Source organism: Xanthomonas sp. (assembly GCF_017163755.1).
Lineage (GTDB): Bacteria > Pseudomonadota > Gammaproteobacteria > Xanthomonadales > Xanthomonadaceae > Xanthomonas_A.
Genome location: NZ_JAFIWC010000034.1, coordinates 1 through 19,437 on the forward strand (window position 1 = coordinate 1; position 19,437 = coordinate 19,437).

At 68.8% G+C, this 19,437-nt stretch carries 10 protein-coding genes; 8 read left to right on the top strand and 2 right to left on the bottom strand.

The annotated features are described in order from the left end of the window. Positions 1-415 precede the first annotated feature (415 nt). On the bottom strand, positions 416-1,297 hold the full coding sequence (locus JR065_RS18720; protein WP_206235937.1) for an energy transducer TonB: 882 nt from the start codon (positions 1,295-1,297) through the stop codon (positions 416-418). Further along, the gene (gene gshB / locus JR065_RS18725; RefSeq protein ID WP_206235938.1) at positions 1,294-2,244 is read right to left on the bottom strand and encodes a glutathione synthase; all 951 of its coding nucleotides are present in this window, start codon (positions 2,242-2,244) and stop codon (positions 1,294-1,296) included. The genes JR065_RS18720 and gshB overlap by 4 nt, the downstream gene beginning before the upstream one ends. A gap of 244 nt (positions 2,245-2,488) precedes the next feature. On the opposite strand from gshB, the gene pilG reads away from it, so the two are divergent. The 8 genes from pilG (at position 2,489) to JR065_RS18765 (ending at position 19,435) form a co-directional block, all read left to right on the top strand. Beyond that, positions 2,489-2,890 (top strand): twitching motility response regulator PilG, encoded by a 402-nt coding sequence (gene pilG / locus JR065_RS18730; protein ID WP_003472648.1) that lies wholly within the window; start codon positions 2,489-2,491, stop codon positions 2,888-2,890. A gap of 16 nt (positions 2,891-2,906) precedes the next feature. Further along, positions 2,907-3,269, top strand: coding sequence for a response regulator (locus JR065_RS18735; RefSeq protein ID WP_206235940.1), 363 nt, complete (start codon positions 2,907-2,909; stop codon positions 3,267-3,269). Beyond that, positions 3,269-3,799, top strand: a complete 531-nt coding sequence (locus tag JR065_RS18740) for a chemotaxis protein CheW (protein WP_206235941.1) — start codon at positions 3,269-3,271, stop codon at positions 3,797-3,799. Before JR065_RS18735 ends, JR065_RS18740 begins: the two co-directional genes overlap by 1 nt. Positions 3,800-3,839: 40 nt before the next feature. Then, positions 3,840-5,876, top strand: coding sequence for a methyl-accepting chemotaxis protein (locus tag JR065_RS18745; protein WP_206235943.1), 2,037 nt, complete (start codon positions 3,840-3,842; stop codon positions 5,874-5,876). 111 nt (positions 5,877-5,987) lie between these two features. Beyond that, positions 5,988-13,079, top strand: coding sequence for an Hpt domain-containing protein (locus tag JR065_RS18750; RefSeq protein WP_206235944.1), 7,092 nt, complete (start codon positions 5,988-5,990; stop codon positions 13,077-13,079). Continuing rightward, entirely contained in the window at positions 13,066-14,397 is a 1,332-nt protein-coding gene (locus JR065_RS18755; RefSeq protein ID WP_206235946.1) for a chemotaxis protein CheB, read from the top strand. The genes JR065_RS18750 and JR065_RS18755 overlap by 14 nt, the downstream gene beginning before the upstream one ends. 40 nt (positions 14,398-14,437) lie before the next feature. Then, positions 14,438-14,914 carry a chemotaxis protein CheW gene (locus JR065_RS18760; RefSeq protein ID WP_206235947.1) on the top strand — a complete coding sequence of 159 codons (477 nt, stop codon included), beginning with the start codon at positions 14,438-14,440 and terminating at the stop codon, positions 14,912-14,914. 102 nt (positions 14,915-15,016) lie between these two features. Next, positions 15,017-19,435 carry an RHS repeat-associated core domain-containing protein gene (locus JR065_RS18765; RefSeq protein WP_241093756.1) on the top strand — a complete coding sequence of 1,473 codons (4,419 nt, stop codon included), beginning with the start codon at positions 15,017-15,019 and terminating at the stop codon, positions 19,433-19,435. The last annotated feature ends 2 nt before the right edge of the window (positions 19,436-19,437 follow it).

Consider the following 19,437-nt stretch of genomic DNA (forward strand, 5'->3'; position numbering starts at 1 on the left):
CACCCATGCCGATGACTGTCCGCAGTTGCCTTCTCCCTGCGGGAGAAGGTGCCCCGAAGGGGCGGATGAGGGTACGGGCGAAGCCTCGGGTGGTCGGGTGCTGGCAGGCGATCCGTGCCGGCGTGCCCTCACCCCAACCCCTCTCCCGGAGGGAGAGGGGCTAGAGCGGGCTTAGCGGATCGGCGGGTTCGGCCGCTGCGTTTGGTGGTTGCTGCGCCCACCCATGCCGATGACTGTCCGCAGTTGCCTTCTCCCTGCGGGAGAAGGTGCCCCGAAGGGGCGGATGAGGGTACGGACGAAGCCTCGGGTGGTCGGGTGCTGGCAGGCGATCCGTGCCGGCGTACCCTCACCCCAACCCCTCTCCCGGCGGGAGAGGGGCTAGAGCGGGCTCGGCGAGTATGTGCCGCCGCTGTCCTCAGCGGTCGTCGCGCAGCGAGCCGCCGGGCAGGAACACCCAGGTGCGGGTCACCTGCAGGATGTCGACGTTGTCTTCGGTCCTGGGCAACGGCGGGAACGGTTGCGCCATCTGCACCACGCGCAGCGCGGCGGCATCGAGCAGCGGCACGCCGCTGGAGCGCAGGATGCGGCTGCTCTCGACGCTGCCGTCGCGGCGCACGCCGACGCTGATCACCACCTGGCCGCCCAGCCGCTGCCGGCGCGCCTCGTCGGGGTAGTTGAGGTTGCCGACGCGCTCGGCGCGGTCGACCCAGGCGCGCAGGTAGTTGGCGTAGGCGTATTCGCGGGTGCTGGCGGAGACGAACTTGCGGTTCGGGCGCTTGGCGTACTGCTCCGAGCGCAGGTGCACCTCGGCGGCCAGGCGCGCCATTTCCGCATCGCGCTGCTCGCGGCGCGCGTCCACCGGCTGCGGCGGCGGCTCGGTGCGCGGCTGGGTCTGCGGCGCCGGCAGCGGCTGCTCGCCGCGCGCGCTGCTCACCACCCGCGGGCTCGGTTCCGGCGCGGCGGCCGCGGCCTGCGCGCGCTGCGCCTGCGGCGCCAGGCCGTCGCGCTGCTGCGGCACCACGCCCGGCTGGCTGTCGCGCGGCCGCTGCGGGGTGTCGTGCTCGCCGCCGCCCTGCTGGTTGGCCTGGGCCAGGAAGTCGGCCTGCTTCGGGGTCAGCGGGGTGCTGGTCTGGCTGAAGATCACGTCCAGGGTCGGCACCAGCGGCGCGTCGTCGTCGACCGCGAAGCCCACGCCCAGGATCAGCAGCCCGTGCACGATCAGCGACAGCACCAGCGTGGCGCTGAGCCGTTCGCGCTCGCCGATGCGCGGCGCGGGCGTCGCGGCGGCCGCGCTCATCGCGGCAGGTCGGCCTCGATCGCGTCGAACAGCAGCCCGGCGATGTTCAGGCCGTACTGCGCGTCCAGTTCGCGCACGCAGGTGGGGCTGGTGACGTTGACCTCGGTCAGGTAGTCGCCGATCACGTCCAGGCCGACGAAGCGCATGCCGCGGCGCTTCATCTCCGGCCCGACCTGGGCGGCGATCCAGCGGTCGCGCTCGCTCAGCGGCCGGCCTTCGCCGCGGCCGCCGGCGGCCAGGTTGCCGCGGAACTCGTCGCCCTGCGGGATTCGCGCCAGGCAGTAGTCCACCGGCACGCCGTCCACCAACAGGATGCGCTTGTCGCCGGCGCTGATGTCGGGGATGAAGCGCTGCGCCAGGGCCAGCTTGCGCCCGCCGTCGGTCAGCGTCTCCAGGATCACGTTGAGATTGGGGTCGCCGTTGCCGCTGCGGAAGATCGAGCGCCCGCCCATGCCGTCCAGCGGCTTGAGCACCGCCTGGCCGTGCCCGAGCACGAACGCCTTCAGCGCCGCCGCGTCGCGGCTGACCAGGGTCGGCGGGCAGCATTGCGGGAACAGCAGCGCGGCCAGCTTCTCGTTGAAGTCGCGCAGGCCCTGCGGGTCGTTGACCACGCTGGCGCCGGCGCGCTGGGCCACGCTCAGCACGTGGGTGTCGTAGAGGAATTCCGGGTCGAACGGCGGGTCCTTGCGCATCAGCACCACCTGGCCCGGGCCGAACGCCAGTTCGGCGAAGGCGCCCAGCTCGAACCAGCCGGCGGTGTCGTCGCGCACGCTCAGCGGCGCGGCCTGGGCCAGCGCGCGGCCTTCGTGCAGCGACAGCCCGCCGGGGCGCACGTAGTGCAGCCGGTGCCCGCGCCGCTGCGCTTCCAGCAACATCGCGAAGGTAGTGTCTTTGGCAATCTTGATGCTGGCGATGGGATCCATCACCACGATGACATCGAACGGCATGGCGGCACCTGGGGGATTGAGCGCAAGATGGTAGCGGGTCGGCGGGAACGGCGCGCAGCCGGCCGCCGCCGCACCGCCCGCGTGCCCCGCGCGGCGGGTCAAACTGTGACATAGTTGGCGCTGGTAGGGGCTGTGCGGGGGCGCCCTCTCGGCGGCCTTGACAGTACGAGCGGGTATTGGGATATACATGTCGTTTCGCAGCGACGTCGGTCCGATGAAGCGTCGCGCGCCTGGGGGCAAGTGAATGAGTGAAAACACGACTGCGGGTGGGGAACTCGCAGGACTGAGGGTCATGGTGATCGATGACTCGAAGACGATCCGCCGTACCGCCGAAACGCTGTTGAAGCGCGAAGGCTGCGAGGTCGTCACGGCGACGGACGGTTTCGAGGCCTTGGCCAAGATCGCCGACCAGCAGCCGCAGATCATCTTCGTCGACATCATGATGCCGCGGCTGGACGGCTATCAGACCTGCGCGCTGATCAAGGGCAACCAGCTGTTCAAGGCGACGCCGGTGATCATGCTGTCGTCGAAGGACGGCCTGTTCGACAAGGCGCGCGGCCGCATCGTCGGCTCCGAGCAGTACCTCACCAAACCCTTCACACGCGAAGAACTGCTGGGCGCGATCCGTACATACGTCAACGCCTGACCAGGGGGAAAGGCAAATGGCTCGAATCTTGTTGATCGAGGACTCACCGACCGACCGGGCGGTGTTTACCCAATGGCTGGAAAAAGCCGGCCATGAAGTGGTCGCCACCGACAACGCCGAGGACGGGCTGAAGATCGCCCGTGAGCAGGCGCCCAGCCTGGTGCTGATGGACGTGGTGCTGCCGGGGATGAGCGGCTTCCAGGCCACCCGCGCGCTGACCCGCGACGAGACCACCCGGCACATCCCGATCCTGATCATCAGCACCAAGAGCATGGAAACCGACAAGGTCTGGGGCATGCGCCAGGGCGCGACCGACTACATCGTCAAGCCGCCGCGCGAGGACGAGCTGATCGCCCGCATCAACCAGCTGGTGGGCTGATGCGTTCGCCCTTCGACATTCTCGAGGCCTACGAGCGCCGCAGCCTGGCGCACGCGGTGCAGATGCCCGAGCGCGAGTTCAACGAGAACATCTGGCGCGGGGTCGGCTTCCGCGTCGGCCAGCGGCACCTGGTGTCGGATTTCCGCGAAGTGGTGGAGATCGTGCGCATGCCGCCGATCACCCCGGTGCCGGGCGCGCAGCCGTGGCTGCTGGGCGTGGGCAACCTGCGTGGCAACCTGTTCCCGGTGGTCGACCTGAAACAGTTCATGGAGGGCCAGCGCACCTCGCTGCTGGAAGGCCAGCGCGTGCTGATCATGCGCCAGAGCGGCGGCGACGTGGCGCTGACCATCGACGAGCTGTTCGGCCAGCGCAGTTTCGACGAAACCCAGGCGGTGGAGCCGGGCGAGCTGGCGCAGGGCCGCTACGCGCACTTCGTCGATCGCGCGTTCCGCGGCGATACCCACGACTGGGGCGTGTTCTCGCTGTCGCTGCTGTCGCGCACACCCGAATTCCGTCAAGCCGCCGCCTGAGCGCGCGGCCTGCCTTCGCATTGAAGATCGAGGTCGAATCATGAGTACTGCACCGGACGCCCCCAAGGCCAGCAAGCTCGGCAGCGTGGGGACGAGTTTCTGGCTGGGCCTGCTGGCGCTGTCGCTGGTCGTGTTCGGCGCCAATACCGGCGTGGCGACCTGGCAGGGCAGCCGCCTGGCCGGCGCCAGCACCGGCGCGGCCGACCTGCAGGTGCTGTCGCAGCAGCTGGCCAACCAGGGCCGCGATGCGGTGTCCGGCAACGCGGCCACGTTCAATCAGTTCAAGCAGACCAAGGCGCGGGTGGAGACCACCGTTGCCGACCTCAACAGCCGCTATGCCAACGAGACCGGCATCTCCGGCCCGCTGGCCGAGCTCAACCGCACCTGGGCGCCGCTGGGCAAGAACGCGCAGCAGGTGGTGGACAGCGAGCCGGCGGTGCTGGCCCTGGCCGGCAACGCCGAGCGCTTCGTCGGCAGCGTGCCGCAGCTGCAGGCGCAGTTGAACGAGGTGGTGCGCGCGATGACCGTCGGTGGCGCGCCCGCCGCGCAGATCTACAACACCCTGCAGCAGGTGGTGGTGGCCGGCACCATGGCCCGCCGCGTCACCGAGATGCGCGCCGGCGGCAGCGGCGCGGCCAGCGCCGGCGACGCGCTGGCGCGCGACTCGGTGGTGTTCGGGCAGATGCTCGAAGGCCTGCGCAACGGCAACGAGGAACTGGGCATCGCGCCGGTGCGCAACGCCGCCGCGCTGGCCGCGCTGGAGCAGTCGCAGGCGCAGTGGGCGGAGATGAAGAAGGACCTGGACGCGCTGCTGGCGACCTCGCGCAGCCTGTTCGCCGCGCAGTCCTCGGCCGCGGCGCTGACCGCCGGCTCGGACAAGATGCTCAACGACAGCAAGAAGCTGTTCGATGCGTTCTCCGCGTTCGGCTCGGCGCGCGACACCCGCCTGTTCCCGAACTTCTGGCTGGGCGTGGTGTCCGGCCTGCTGGCGCTGCTGTCGATCATCGGCTTCGTGTGGACCTCGGTGCGCAGCCGCACCCGCGAGCAGGAAATCCGCTACCAGACCCAGGTCGAGTACAACAGCCGCAACCAGCAGGCGATCATGCGGCTGCTGGACGAAATCAGCTCGCTCGGCGAAGGCGACCTGACCGTGAAGGCCTCGGTGACCGAGGACATGACCGGCGCGATCGCCGACGCGATCAACTACGCCGTCGACGAGCTGCGCCACCTGGTGACCACGATCAACGACACCTCGGCCAAGGTCGCCATGTCCACCGAGGAGACCCAGGCCACCGCGCTGCAGCTGGCCGAGGCCGCCGGCCACCAGGCCGAGCAGATCGGCAGCGCGTCCGAGCGCATCAACGAGATCGCCTCGAGCATCGAGCAGGTGTCGCGCAACTCCAGCGAATCGGCCGAGGTGGCGCAGCGCTCGGTGGTGATCGCCGCCGAGGGCGCCGGCGTGGTCCGCGAGACCATCCAGGGCATGGACCAGATCCGCGACCAGATCCAGGAAACCTCCAAGCGCATCAAGCGCCTGGGCGAATCGACCCAGGAGATCGGCTCGATCGTCGAACTGATCAACGACATTTCCGAGCAGACCAACATCCTGGCGTTGAACGCCGCGGTGCAGGCCGCCTCGGCGGGCGAGGCCGGCCGCGGCTTCGCGCTGGTCGCCGACGAAGTGCAGCGCCTGGCCGAACGCACCTCCGGCGCCACGCGCCGCATCGAAGGCCTGGTGCAGACCATTCAGGCCGACACCAACGAAGCGGTCAGCTCGATGGAGCAGACCACCTCCGAAGTGGTGTCCGGCGCGCGCCTGGCCGAGGACGCCGGCACCGCGCTGACCGAGATCGAGCGCGTGTCCAACGCCTTGAACAACCTCATCAAGAACATCTCCATCGCCGCGCATCAGCAGTCGGCCGCGGCGACCGACATCACCCAGACGATGGACGTGATCCGCCGCATCACCGGGCAGACCTCGCAGGGCGCCGAGCAGACCGCCGAATCGATCGGCCGCCTGGCGCAGCTGGCGGCGGACCTGCGGCGCTCGGTCGCCGACTTCAAGCTGCCGGCGTGAGTGGATCGGAACAGGGTGGAAGGACGCACACATGAAGCATCGTGAGAAATTTCCGCACACCGCCGCCGCGTTCGCGCAGGCCGGCGCGTGGCCGTCCGCGGAGGCGCCGCGATGAGTGCGCTGCGCGATGCGATGAGCCATGCCGCGCTGGGCTGGGTCAAGCCGGAACTGGATGAAACCCTGCGCCAGGTGCGCAACGAGATCGAGTACTTCGTCGAGGAACCGACCGACACCGGCCGCATGCGCTTCTGCGCCGGCTACCTGCACCAGGTGCAGGGCACCTTGCGCATGGTCGAGCTGTACGCCCCGGCGATGGTCGCCGAGGAACTGGAACTGCTGGCCATCGCGGTGCAGAACGGGCAGGTCCCCGACCGCGACGAAGCCTGCGCCACGCTGATGCGCGGCGCGGTGCTGCTGCCCGACTACCTGGAGCGCCTGCAGGACGGCCATCGCGACATCCCGATCGTGCTGCTGCCGCTGCTCAACGAGATCCGCGCCGCGCGCGGCGAGTCCGGCCTGAACGAGAACGCGCTGTTCGCGCTGTCGCCGGATGCGGCCAGCGCCACCGAGGCCGAGCTCGATCATGCGCGCGGCAGCCTCAGCGGGCGCAACCGCGAACTGCTCGACACCGTCGGCACCGCGATCAAGGAAGAACTGCTGCGGGTCAAGGACGCGCTGGACCTGCACCTGCGCACCGGCGGCGACGTCGCCGCGCTGCAGGCCCAGGTCGACGAACTGGGCAGCGTCGCCGACACCCTCGGGGTGATGGGGTTGGGCGTGGCCCGCGGCGTGGTGGTGCAGCAGCGCGATTCGCTGCGCAGCATCGTCAGCGGCGAGCGCGAGGCCGACGAAGGCCTGCTGCTGGATATCGCCGGCGCGCTGCTGTACGTGGACGCCTCGCTCGACGACCAGGTCGCCTACCTCGGCGCCAGCGCCGGGGTGCAGGACGATGCCAGCGCCGCCGAGGCGCGGCGCACGGTCGAGGTGCTGGCGCAGGAAGCCATCGCCAACTTCGCCGCCGCGCGCGAGCATTTCGTCGCCTTCATCGAGACCAACTGGGACCACGACCGGCTGGCCGACGTGCCGCGCCTGCTCGGCGAAGTCGCCGGCGCGCTGCGCATGCTGGAACTGCCGCAGCCGGCCGACTACCTGGAAGGCGTGCGCCGCTACGTCGCCACCGAACTGATCGGCAAGCGCCGCGTGCCCAGCGGGCGCCAGCTCGATACGCTGGCCGACGCGATGGCGAGCCTGGAGTACTACCTGGAGGCGCTGCGCGAGCGGCGCCCGGGACGCGACGAGATCCTCGACATCACCCGCACCAGCCTGGAAACGCTGCGCTACTGGCCGCTGCCCAGCGAAGCGCCGGCGCCGCAGGGCGTGGTGCCGAACGCAGCCGATGCGCCGCCGTCGGCGGCCGCGCCGGAACCGGCCGACGTGTCCGGCGACGATGCCGCCCAGGCGCCCAGCGCTGCGGTCGCGCCGCCGCCGGCGCCGTCCTGGGACCTGGCGCCGGTCGCGGAGGCGCCGGTTCCGGCCAGCGTGCCGCCGCCGCTGCCGGGCGAGGCGCCGCAGGCGCCGCAATGGACGCTGGACGAGGGCACCGTGCCGGCCGCCGAGGGCGAGTCGTCCGACGCGGACGCCGCGCCCGGCGGCGACGCATCCAACGGCGTGGCGCCGCTCAGCTTCGATCCGGTCGCCGCCGAGCAGGACGAATGGTCGGCCGATGCCGAGCCGCTGCACATCAGCGTCGAGGCACTGGCGCTGGAAGGCGACGCGCTGCGCGCCGCGCCGGCCGACGCCGCGGCGGAGCACGCTCTGCCGCAGGCCGATGCCGATGACGGGCACGCGGCCGACGTCGCCGCGCCGGCCGGCTACGGCTTCGACCCGGTCGCCGCCGAATACGCCGAAACCGGATCGGACGCCGGGTTGCCGGCGGACGAACACGGCGATCCGAGCCTGGTCATCGTCGACGCGCCGGACATCTCCGCCGCGCCGGGCGACGGCGACGCGCTGGTGATCGAGCTCGAGGACGCGCCCGCGTTCGCCGACATCGGCATCGCCGGCGACGCCGACGACAGCCATGCCATCGCCTGGTCGGACACGCCGCTGTCGCTGCACGACGACGCCGAGGACGGCAGCGCACAGGCGAACGAACGCGCGGAGACGGACGATGCCGCGCCCGCCGACGTCGCCGCGCCGCGCGCCGACGCATCGGCCGACGCCGATCCGGACCCGTTCGTCGACCTGTCCTGGCCCGATGCCGCGCCGCCGCCGGAAACCCCGGTCCCGGGCGTGCACGAGGCCAGGATCAATCCGATCGAACTCGACGACGCGTCCAGCGCGTTCCTGGCGGAACTGGACGCGGCCGCAGCGCAGTTCGACGTCGCCGCGCCGCCGCAGGGCGAGGCCGTATCCGCGCAGGACGCGGCTGCCGCCGTCGCCGCGCAGGCCGAGCCGGCGCCGCCGCTGTCCGGCGGCTTCGAGGACGACAGCGGCGAGATCGACGACGACATCCGCGAGGTGTTCCTCGAGGAGTTCGACGAAGAGCTGGTCAACCTGGGCAACCTGCTGCCGGCCTGGCGCGCCTCGCCCGGGCACATGGAAAGCCTGCGCCCGATCCGCCGCGTGTTCCACACGCTCAAGGGCAGCGGCCGCCTGGTCGGCGCGCGCGTGCTCGGCGAGTTCAGCTGGAAGATCGAGGGCATGCTCAACCGCGTGCTCGACGGCAGCCGCCCGGCCAGCCCGGCCGTGGTGACGATGGTCGAACTGGCCTATGGCGTGCTGCCGCAGCTCAACGCGGCGTTGCGCGGGCATGGCGGCATCCGTGCCGACCTGGACGCGATGCAGGCCGTCGCCGACCGCATCGCGGCCGGCGAGGAGGCGTACTACTTCGCCACCGACACGCAGGCGGACGCGGCGCCGCGTGCCGGCACCCCGGCGTCGGTGGACAGCGTGCTGCGCGAGATCCTCGAAGCCGAGGTCGCCACGCACCTGGAAACCGTGCGCGAGTGGCTGGATCGCGCCCAGGTCGAGCCGCAGGTGGCCACCGAGGCGCTGCTGCGCGCGGTGCACACCATGAGCGGCGCGTTCGCGATGACCGACGTGCCGGAAATCACCGAGGTCACCGGGCCGGCCGAGAGCTACGTCAAGCGCGCGCTGGCCGCGGGCGTGGCGCCGGACGCCGATGGCGTGCGCGCGTTGGCCGACGCCGCCGATGCGATCGCCGGTACCATCACCGAACTGCAGGCGCCGTCGCCGGTGATCCCGCCGTTCACCGAACTGGCGCAGCGGCTGCGCACGCTGGCGGCGACGCTGCCCGAAGCGAAGTGGCAGCCGCCCGCACACGACGAAGACGACGAGGCGATGTCCGACGACGAGGCGCTGGATTCGCAGCGCCTGCAGGCCGCCGAACTCACCGCCGCCGACGACCTGTCGGCGTACCTGGGCGACGGCATCGCCTCCGCCACCACCGATGGCGAACGGGTCCAGGCGTGGACGCAGGCGTCGCCGGACGCGCACGCCGCGGCGTCGGATGCCGATGCCGATGCCGATACGAGCGTGGACGCGGTGGCGCACCGCGACGAAGCGCGGGTGGACGAGTCCACCGCCAGCTACGACGACGCCGTCGTCGATGCCACCCATGAGGTGCCGGAAGATCGCGCACTGCCGGCCGTGCCTGGCGATGCCGAGGCCGGCCATGAGGCGGCGCCGATTGCCGGCGATGTGGTCGATGCCGCTGATGGCGAGCGCGTGGACGCTGCCGATGCCATACAGGATGCCGAAGAAGCCGGCACACAGGATGCCGCTGCCGAAGACGCGCATGCGCCCAGCGGCGACGCCGGCTACGACGAGCAGGCGCCGGTGCTGGAGCGCGCCGAGGATCAGGCGTCGCTGGCCCAGGACGGCGAACTCGAGGAACTGACCGTCGCCGCGCCGTTGGCCGAAGACACGGTGCCGCCGGTGGAGAACGAATTGCCGCCGCCGGTGGAAGACGCCGGCGAAGCGCAGGCGCAGGACGCCTCTGCTGACGTGAAAGCGGAAGGTGAAGTCGAAGTCGGCGCAGAATCCGGCACCGATGCGGAATTCGGAGCCGACGCAAAAGCGGGTACCGATGCAGAGGCCGACATCGAGGCAGAAGCGGAAGCCGCCGGTGCCGACGCCGACGCAGGGCACGATCACGACCAGGAACGGCACGACGGGCACGGCTATGCGTTCAACGCCGAGCCCGGGCGGCCGGCGCACTGGCATGGCAACGAGCCGGAGTCGGCCAACGACGACGGCACGCCGGAGAGCGTGCAGGCCGCGTCGCCCGACGAGCCGTTCGCCGCTGCCGATGCGCTCGTCGATGCGGCGCCGCACGACGAAGACGCGGCACCCGACGAGGACCGCGCCGCGGAACCCGCGGCGCCGACGCACCTGACCGACGATGCGGGCGCGGTCGACGCGGCGCAGGCGGACGACGCGTCGCAGGCAGCGGCGTACGACGCCGAGGCCGGCCTTGGCGCCCCCTCCGCAGCGCACGCCGACCATGACGCCGACGCCGGCGCCGACCAGGACGCGCCTCTCGCAGCGACCACCGCTAGCGACGCCGAGACCGCCGATGGCAAAGCCGATGCCGATGCCGATGCCGATGCCGAGGCGCTCGCCGCCGACGCCGACGCCGACGCCGACGTCCAGTCCGGGCCCGAATCCCCGGCGCACGCCGACGCGGACGAGGCCGCACGCGCCGCCGCGCAGACAAGCGCGGACGTCGCCGCCGACCAGTCCGATGCCGACAATGCCTACGGCGATGCGGCCGAACCGGTGGCCGACGCCGCGCAGGCCGATCTGGCCGCGATCGACATGGGGCCGCTGGACTTCGGCGACCTGGATCGCGAGCTGATCGACATCTTCGTCGAGGAGGGCAAGGACCTGCTCGACCATTGCGACCGCCTGATCGCCGAACTGCGCGCCGCGCCGCAGGACCGCGACGTGCTGGGCGGCCTGCAGCGCGACCTGCACACGCTCAAGGGCGGCGCGCGCATGGCTGGGGTCAACGCCATCGGCGATCTCGGCCACGGCATCGAATCGCTGCTGGAGGCGGTCGCCGCCAACCGCACCGAGCTCGACCGCGGCGACGTGCAATTGCTCGAGCGCGCCTTCGACCGCCTGCACCAGCTGCTGACGCTGACCGGCAACCACCGCGCCGTGGCGATGCCGGTGGAGCTGATCGGCCGCATCGATGCGCGCACGCATGGCCGCAGCCCGGCGCCGGAGCTCGACGCCGAGGTCGCGGCGATGATCCACGACGCGGTCGATCCGGGCGCGGCGCCCGCGCCCGAGCCGGCGCCGCTGTCGGCCCCGGTGCCGGTGGAAGGCAGCGTCGACGAGGAGTCGACGATCGCGCGGCCGATGCAGGAACAGGTGCGCGTGCGCGCCGACCTGCTCGACCGCCTGGTCAACCACGCCGGCGAAGTGGCGATCTACCGTTCGCGCCTGGAGCAGCAGTTGGGCGCGTTCCGCGGCGCGATGGGCGAGCTGGACCGCACCAACGCGCGTCTGCGCGACCAGCTGCGCCGCCTGGACCTGGAGACCGAGGCGCAGATCGTCGCCCGCTACCAGCGCGAACAGGACCCGACCGAGCAGAGCTTCGATCCGCTGGAACTGGACCGTTTCTCCACGCTGCAGCAGCTCAGCCGCGCGCTGAACGAATCGGCGGCCGACCTGGGCGGCCTGCAGACCGTGCTCGACGACCTGGCGCGCCAGTACGACGGCCTGCTGCAACAGCAGTCGCGGGTCAGCTCGGAACTGCAGGACGGCCTGATGCGCGCGCGCATGGTGCCGTTCGACGGGCTGGTGCCGCGCCTGCGCCGCGTGGTGCGGCAGGCGGCCAGCGAGACCGGCAAGCAGGTGCACCTGACCCTGGACGGCACCCACGGCGAACTGGACCGCAACGTGCTCGACCGCATGGTCGCGCCGCTGGAGCACATGCTGCGCAACTCGGTCGCGCACGGGCTGGAAACGCCGGACCAGCGCCGCGCCGCGGGCAAGCCGGAGGAAGGCCACATCGCCATCCGCCTGCTGCGCGAAGGCTCGGAAATCGTGCTGGAAGTGGCCGACGACGGCGCCGGCCTGAACCGCGAGGCGATCCGCCACCGCGCCGAGCAGCGCGGGCTGATCGCCATCGGCGCCGAGCTGTCGGACACCGAGCTGGACTCGCTGATCTTCGCCTCCGGCTTCAGCACCTACGACCAGGTCAGCCAGCTGGCCGGCCGCGGCGTGGGCATGGACGTGGTGCGCAACGAAGTGCGTCAGCTCGGCGGCTCGGTGGACATCCACTCGGTCCGCGGCCAGGGCGTCACCTTCACCCTGCGCCTGCCGCAGACCCTGGCGGTGACCCAGGCGGTGTTCGTGCAGATCGGCGAGACTACCTTCGCCGTGCCGGTGGCCTCGGTCAGCGGCATCGGCCGCATCAGCCGCGAGCGCTTCGAGGCGGCCGACGGCGGCTACCACTACAGCGGCGAGGAGTTCGCGCTGCACGACCTCGGCTCGCTGGTCGGCCAGGCCCCGGCGCGCGCCGAAGGCCAGGCGCAGGTGCCGCTGCTGCTGGTGCGCGCCGGCGACCTGCGCGCCGCGGTGGCGATCGACCAGGTGCTCGGCAACCGCGAAATCGTGGTCAAGCCGGTGGGCCTGCAGATCGCCTCGGTGCCGGGCATCTACGGCGCCACCATCACCGGCGATGGCCGCGTGGTGGTGATCCTGGACGTGGCGCCGCTGGTGCGCCGCTACCTGGCGCAGCCGGCGCGCACGGTCATCGAGGCCGCGCCCACCGAACAGCGGCGCGTGCCGCTGGTGATGGTGGTCGACGACTCGCTGACCATGCGCAAGGTCACCGGGCGCGTGCTGGAGCGGCACAACTTCGACGTGATCGCCGCGCGCGACGGCGTCGAGGCGCTGGAGCGGCTGGAAGAGCGCGTGCCCGACCTGATGCTGCTGGACATCGAGATGCCGCGCATGGACGGCTACGAGCTGGCCACCGCGATGCGGGCCGACCCGCGCTTCAAGGACGTGCCGATCGTGATGATCACCTCGCGCAGCGGCGAAAAGCACCGCCAGCGCGCTTTCGAAATCGGCGTGCAGCGTTACCTGGGCAAGCCCTACCAAGAGTTGGACCTGATGCGCAACGTGTACGACCTGCTGGGAATCGCCCGTGTTCGCGAGTGACGGCGAAGGTCCCGGCAAGCCGGTGGCACTGCTGGCGCGTCCCGGGCAGGCGCGCGAGCGGCTGCGCGAGGCGCTGCACCAGGTTGGCGCCACCATCGTGCTGGAAGACGATCCGGGCGCCATCGACGCGCAGACCCTGGCCGACGCCGCGCCCGGCGCGGTGCTGATCGCGCTGGAGCCGGCGATCGAGGACGCGCTGGAACGGCTGGATTCGGTGCTGGACCTGCCCGGCGTGGTGGTGATCTTCGAAGAGGCCGAACTGGCCGCGCGCCGCGAGGGCTGGGAAGCGCAGCGCTGGGCGCGGCATCTGGCCGCCAAGCTGCAGGGCCACCAGGACGTGCTGCCGCCGGGGCGCGAGACCGAAGTGTCGCTGCAGCCGGAACCCGGCCTGCCGGAGACGCCGGCGCAGCTGCACGCCGATGCGCCGATCGACTTCCACCTGCAGGAAGCGGCCAGCCATGCCGCCACCGTGCCGGGCGACAGCTTCTACAGCTGGCAGCCGCCGGCCGCGGCGATCCCCGGCTTCGACGAACTGCAGTTCCAGCGCCAGCAGGCCGAGGCCGAGGCGATCGCCGCGCCATCGCGCGCGCCGGCCGGCGCGGGCGCCGCGAGCGCGCCGCCGCCGTTGCCGCCCCCGCCGCCGAGCGCGTGGTCGCTGGTCGACGACGACGCGGCGCTGATCGTGACGCCGCGCGCGCCGTTGGCGCAGGCGGAGATCTCCACCGGCGGCCTGTCGCTGGTCGCGCTGGACACCGACACGCCGGCCGCGTCCGCCGGCGCCGCGGCCGTGGCGGCCAAGGGCGCGGTGCTGGTGATGGCCGGCATCGGCGGACCCGATGCGATCCGGCGCCTGCTGGCCGCGTTGCCGGTCGGCTTCCCGCAGCCGCTGCTGGTGCAGTTGCGCCTGGATGGCGGCCGCTACGGCAACCTGGTCAAGCAGATCGCGCGCGTGTCGGCGCTGCCGGTGCTGCTGGCCGAGGCCGGCCAGCCGGTCAACGCCGGCAATGTCTACATCCTGTCCGACGACGTCGGCGTGGGCGGCGGCGACGCCGGCCTGCGCTTCGTCACCCAGGACGCCGGCGTGCCGGTGGTCAATGGGCTGCCGGCCGCGCACAGCGCGGTGCTGCTGCTCAGCGGCAGCGACCCGGCGCAGGTCGAGGCGGTACTGGCGCTCGCCGCGCAGGGCGCGTGGGTGGCCGGCCAGTCCGGCGAAGGCTGCTACGACCCGGCCGCCGGCGCGCAGCTGATCGGCCACGGCCATCCCGGCGGCGACCCGGTGCAACTGGCGCAGGCCTTGTCCGAGCGCTGGAGCGGCTGAGCCGCCGCGCGCGCATTCCCAGGTATCAGGACGTTATCCAATGAGCAGCTACGCCAGCAACGACGAAATCCGCGGTGTCCTGATCCAGGCCGGCAGCGAGCGCGTGCTGCTGCCCAACGCCACCGTGGCCGAGGTGATGTCGCGCGTGCCGGTCGAGCCGATCGGCGACGCCCCGCACTGGATGCTCGGGCAGATCGCCTGGTACGGCTGGAAGGTGCCGCTGCTGTCGTTCGCGCGGCTGACCGGCCTGGGCAGCGAGACCGTGGCCTCCAACAACAAGATCGTGGTGCTCAAGGCGCTGGGCGGCAACGCCGAACTGCCGTACTTCGCGCTGCTGACCCAGTCCTTCCCGCAACTGATCTCCGTCCCGCGCGACGGCCTGCTGGCCGACGCCTCCGAGGAAACCCTGCCCGCCGGCGTGCACATGCGCGTGCTGCTGGGCGAACAGAGCGCGCTGCTGCCGGACATGGAAGCGATCGAAGGGATGATCGTGGAGCGGTTTTCGGCTGTGGCTTGAGCGGCTCACTGGGCCGGTACCGGTAGTGAGTGTTTGGCCAATTGAATTGATCTGGTTTGCCTAATTGGATAGGCACGACTGAAGTGCCGAAAAGGAATTGATATGCGAAATGGACTTCTTTTGATTTTTTCGGTATCGATGTCTGTGTCGCAGACATTGTTGGGAAAAAATATCGGCCACGCGCTATTTAAGTTTTTATTTGCTATAGCGTCATTTGGCTTATTCGGCGGCATCGCGCATGCTCAAGATTATCCTACGCAGGCAGCTGCATATGCAGCATGCCTCGATAATGCAAAGCTAAACTATGACGCAAGAGTAGTGCCTTTTCAGGCGACGGACTATCGTTGCGAGCGGATCGCTCCACATGCAAATGGCTATACAGGCGCCATATTCCTTAAGAGTTGCGACACCTGCCCTTATCGCTGGAGTGTGGGCTATGGCGGATTTGAGTGGCCGGCTTCTTCGTTCAAGCCAGAGCTGAACGTTGGTCCTGTTCAATGCCAAGCTAAAGGAACGCACGTAGGCAATCCGATCAATGTAGCGACCGGCAACAAGTTTCAACAGGTCGTAGATATTGATGATCACTCTGGACTTGGTTTCGTCCGATATTATAACAGTTCCAAAGCTGGCGCGGAGGCTGCGCTTGGAGCTGGATGGACACACAGCTATTCCTCCAGAATCGTTTTTCCAGCCGACAGTTCTAGTGGCAAAATTGCGTATGCAAAGCGCCCCAACGGAAGGACGGTCACGTTCTTTTGGCAGCCGAGCGGAAAGTGGTTACCTGACGTCGGACAGACGGCTTCTCTGGTCGAAGGCCGTAATGCTAGCGGCGCCATCATCGAATGGCGGTTCAAAGAAAATAAGGGCGGCACAACCGAGGCGTACGACCTAACTGGCCGCCTTTTACGTATCGAGCCACTCAATGGTCTTACGACCCGTTTGACGTATGCAGACGTCTCCACTCAGTTTCCTAGCCATATTTCCTCCTGGCAAGGGCGCTCAATCCAATTGCACTACGATACGCTTGGTAGGCTGTCCGAATTGGTCGACCCCGATGGGGGAATATATACATATGCATACGATTCGACGGATCACCTGACGTCGGTTTCGACTCCTGACGGCTATACAGTCACCTACCTCTACGGCGAATTGCCGCAAACCTCTGGAGCGTCTCTGCCTAACGCGCTCACCGGTGTCGTCGATGAGTCCGCCAAGCGTTATGCAACGTATCGCTATGACACCGATGGCCGAGCAATAAGTTCAATGCATGGTGACAATAGCGATCGTTACGATGTTGGCTATATGAACGGCGGATACGTAAAAGTGACTGAGCCCTCAGGAGCATTGAACTATCGCTCTTTCACAACCCGCAACGACATCAGAACGGCGACAAACAGCTCCAGATCCTGCCCAGGCTGTGTCTCGTCCAGTGAAACGTGGAGCTATGACGAAAACGGACATTTGGATGAACATCAGGACGGCGCGGGGACCATCACCGATCACGATCAAGACGAGTGTGGCAGGGACCTCGTACTGACCGTAGCCAAGGGTAGCCAAGGACAGCGCACGACAACATATGTCAGAGATCCGTCATCCGGGCGTGTCCTTGAAAGCACAACGCGCGATCTTTCCGGAGAAATCGTCAGACAGACTGCATTGACGTACAACTCAAGAGGCCAACCTACTGCTTCACGCAATACCGATTCCAATGATGGTGCAGAGCGATTGTTCGTGTCCTCCTACTGCGAGCAGGAAGACTTGGACGCAGGGCGTTGCCCCCAGGTGGGTCTATTGCTCTCTACCGTTACTGGCATATCCGATGCACCGCGCAGAGTCGACTATACGTATTATGCAAACGATGAGTCATATTGTGCTTCGTCGTCCGCAACATGCTCCTATCGCAAAGGCGACCTTTGGAAAGTCACCAACGCCCTAGGCCAGGTGACCGAATACCTTTCCTACGACGGCGCCGGCCGCGTGCTGTCGGTGAAGGGCGCCAACGGCACCATCACCGACTACACCTACTACCCGCGCGGCTGGCTCACCGCCAGCAAGGTGCGCGGTGCCGACGACAGTACCGAGAGCGACGATCGCATCACCGCCATCGACTATTGGCCCACCGGCTTGGTCAAACGGGTGACGCAGCCCGATGGTGCGTTCATGTCATTCACCTACGATGCCGCGCACCGCTTGACCGATATCGCCGATGGCGCCGGCAACACGCTGCACTACACGCTGGACAACGCCGGCAACCGGGTCAAGGAAGACACCAAGGATGCATCCGGCGCGCTCAAGCGCACGCTGTCGCGGGTCTACAACCAGCTCGGCCAGCTGGCCACGCAGGCCACCGCCAGCGGCGATCCGACCGACTTCGGCTACGACGCCAACGGCAACACCAAGACGGTGACCGACGCGCTAGGCCACGTCACCCAGAACGACTACGACCCGCTCAACCGCCTGGCGCGCACGCTGCAGGACGTGGGCGGCATCAATGCCGAGACCAAGTTCGCCTACGACGCGCTCGACAACCTGACCAAGGTCACCGACCCCAAGGGCCTGGACACCACCTATACCTACAACGGCCTGGGCGACCTGACCCAGCTGACCAGCCCGGACACCGGCACCACCACCTACACCTACGACAGCGCCGGCAACCGCGCCACGCAGCTCGATGCGCGCAACATCAAGACCACCTACAGCTACGACGCGCTGAACCGGCTGACCAAGGTCGCGTATCCGACCAGTGCGCTCAACGTCACCTACACCTACGACGTGAGCCAGGCCGTGTGCGCCAGCGGCGAGACCTACGCCGTGGGCCGCCTGGCACGCATGCAGGACACCACCGGTAGCACCGACTACTGCTACGACCGCTTCGGCGATCTGGTGCGCAAGGTGCAGACCACCAACGGCAAGGTGTTCGTGCTTCGCTACGCCTACACCAAGGCCGGCCAGCTGAGCCGGCTGACGTATCCCGATGGCGCGGTGGTGGACTACGTGCGCAACGCGCAAGGCCAGGCCACCGAAGTCGGGGTGACCCCGGCCGGCGGCACCCGCCAGGTGCTGCTGGGCACTGCGACCTACTACCCGTTCGGGCCGGTGGCCGGTTGGTCCTACGGCAACGGCCGTCCGATGCAGCGCGTGCTGGACCAGGACTACCGCCCGCTGGCGGTCAACGACACCCGCAGCGACGGCCTGGGCGTAGGCTTTGCCTTCGATCCGGTCGGCAATCTCAGCGCCTTGACCGCCCCCGGCAACACCGCACCGGTCGTCGACCTGGACTACGACGCCTTGGGCCGACTGACCGCGTTCAAGGACGGCCCGACCGGCACGGTGATCGACGGCTACAGCTACGACGCCACCGGCAACCGCCTCAGCGCCAAGGTCAATACCACGACGCAGAGTTACGCCTACCCGGCTACCAGCCACCATCTGAGCTCGGTAGCCGGCACGCCGCGCACCTACGACGCGGTCGGCAACACCCTCTCGATCGGCGGCACCGCGCAGGAGTTCGTCTACGACGCCAACGGCCGCATGGGCCAGGCCAAGCGCGCCGGCGCGGTGGTGATGAAATACAGCTACAACGGCCGCGGCGAACAGGTGCGGCGGGTCGGCGAAACCAACACCTACACGCTGTACGACGAGAGCGGCCACTGGCTGGGCGATTACGACGTCAACGGCGTTCCGTTGCAGCAGGCGATCTGGCTGGACGACCTGCCGGTCGGCGTGCTGGCCGGAGGCAATCAGCTGCGCTACGTGCAGCCGGACCACCTGGGCACCCCGCGCGCGGTGATCGACCCGGTCCGCGACGTAGCAATCTGGAAGTGGGATCTGAAGGGTGAAGCCTTCGGCAACACGCCGCCGGACCAGGATCCGGACAAGGACGGCACGGCGTTCGTGTTCGATATGCGGTTCCCAGGCCAACGGTACGATGCCGCCACAGGGATGAACTACAACTACTTCAGGGATTACGACGCAGGCAGTGGTCGCTATGTTCAGAGCGATCCCATTGGTCTTAATGGAGGCATCAGCACCTACAGCTATGTGGGTAGCCGACCGTTCAATGCCATCGATCCTTTGGGTCTTAGTTCTCTTACGGCTTGCGCGAACCCTGCTAACGCTGCTGCCTGTGCAGCAGCAGGTGTAGGGACAGAAGCTGGGACCTCGGCTAGCGCTGGCGCAGCTGGCGCTACGGCTGCGGCTATCATTGGCGCAACAAGCGCGGATAGCACAAAAAGGCAATGCGAAGAAGAATGTGAGCCGCTATACAAAGTTGTTCGATTCTGGTTGCAAGACGTTAAGGATCGTTTCTGGGCGATGCGAGTGGACAAGCTCGATCTCTTTAGAACTAGGCCTACGGGCACCATGTCATGGGACGGGCACCAGCAGCAATTCAAACAATCGCAGGGAAATCTTCGCGCGGCACTACGGAGTGCAGAATCAAAGGGATGCTTAGCGTATCCTCTTGGTTCTTGGACTTGGGCAACGATGCCTCCTCCTGACAAGCCGTTTCCCAGGCCATGACT

Bases quoted from the DNA above. Each gene is read 5' to 3' on its own strand.
- JR065_RS18720 (WP_206235937.1), bottom strand. From the start codon at position 1,297: ATGAGCGCGGCCGCCGCGACGCCCGCGCCGCGCATCGGCGAGCGCGAA.
- gshB (WP_206235938.1), bottom strand. From the start codon at position 2,244: ATGCCGTTCGATGTCATCGTGGTGATGGATCCCATCGCCAGCATCAAG.
- pilG (WP_003472648.1), top strand. From the start codon at position 2,489: ATGAGTGAAAACACGACTGCGGGTGGGGAACTCGCAGGACTGAGGGTC.
- JR065_RS18735 (WP_206235940.1), top strand. From the start codon at position 2,907: ATGGCTCGAATCTTGTTGATCGAGGACTCACCGACCGACCGGGCGGTG.
- JR065_RS18740 (WP_206235941.1), top strand. From the start codon at position 3,269: ATGCGTTCGCCCTTCGACATTCTCGAGGCCTACGAGCGCCGCAGCCTG.
- JR065_RS18745 (WP_206235943.1), top strand. From the start codon at position 3,840: ATGAGTACTGCACCGGACGCCCCCAAGGCCAGCAAGCTCGGCAGCGTG.
- JR065_RS18750 (WP_206235944.1), top strand. From the start codon at position 5,988: ATGAGTGCGCTGCGCGATGCGATGAGCCATGCCGCGCTGGGCTGGGTC.
- JR065_RS18760 (WP_206235947.1), top strand. From the start codon at position 14,438: ATGAGCAGCTACGCCAGCAACGACGAAATCCGCGGTGTCCTGATCCAG.
- JR065_RS18765 (WP_241093756.1), top strand. From the start codon at position 15,017: ATGCGAAATGGACTTCTTTTGATTTTTTCGGTATCGATGTCTGTGTCG.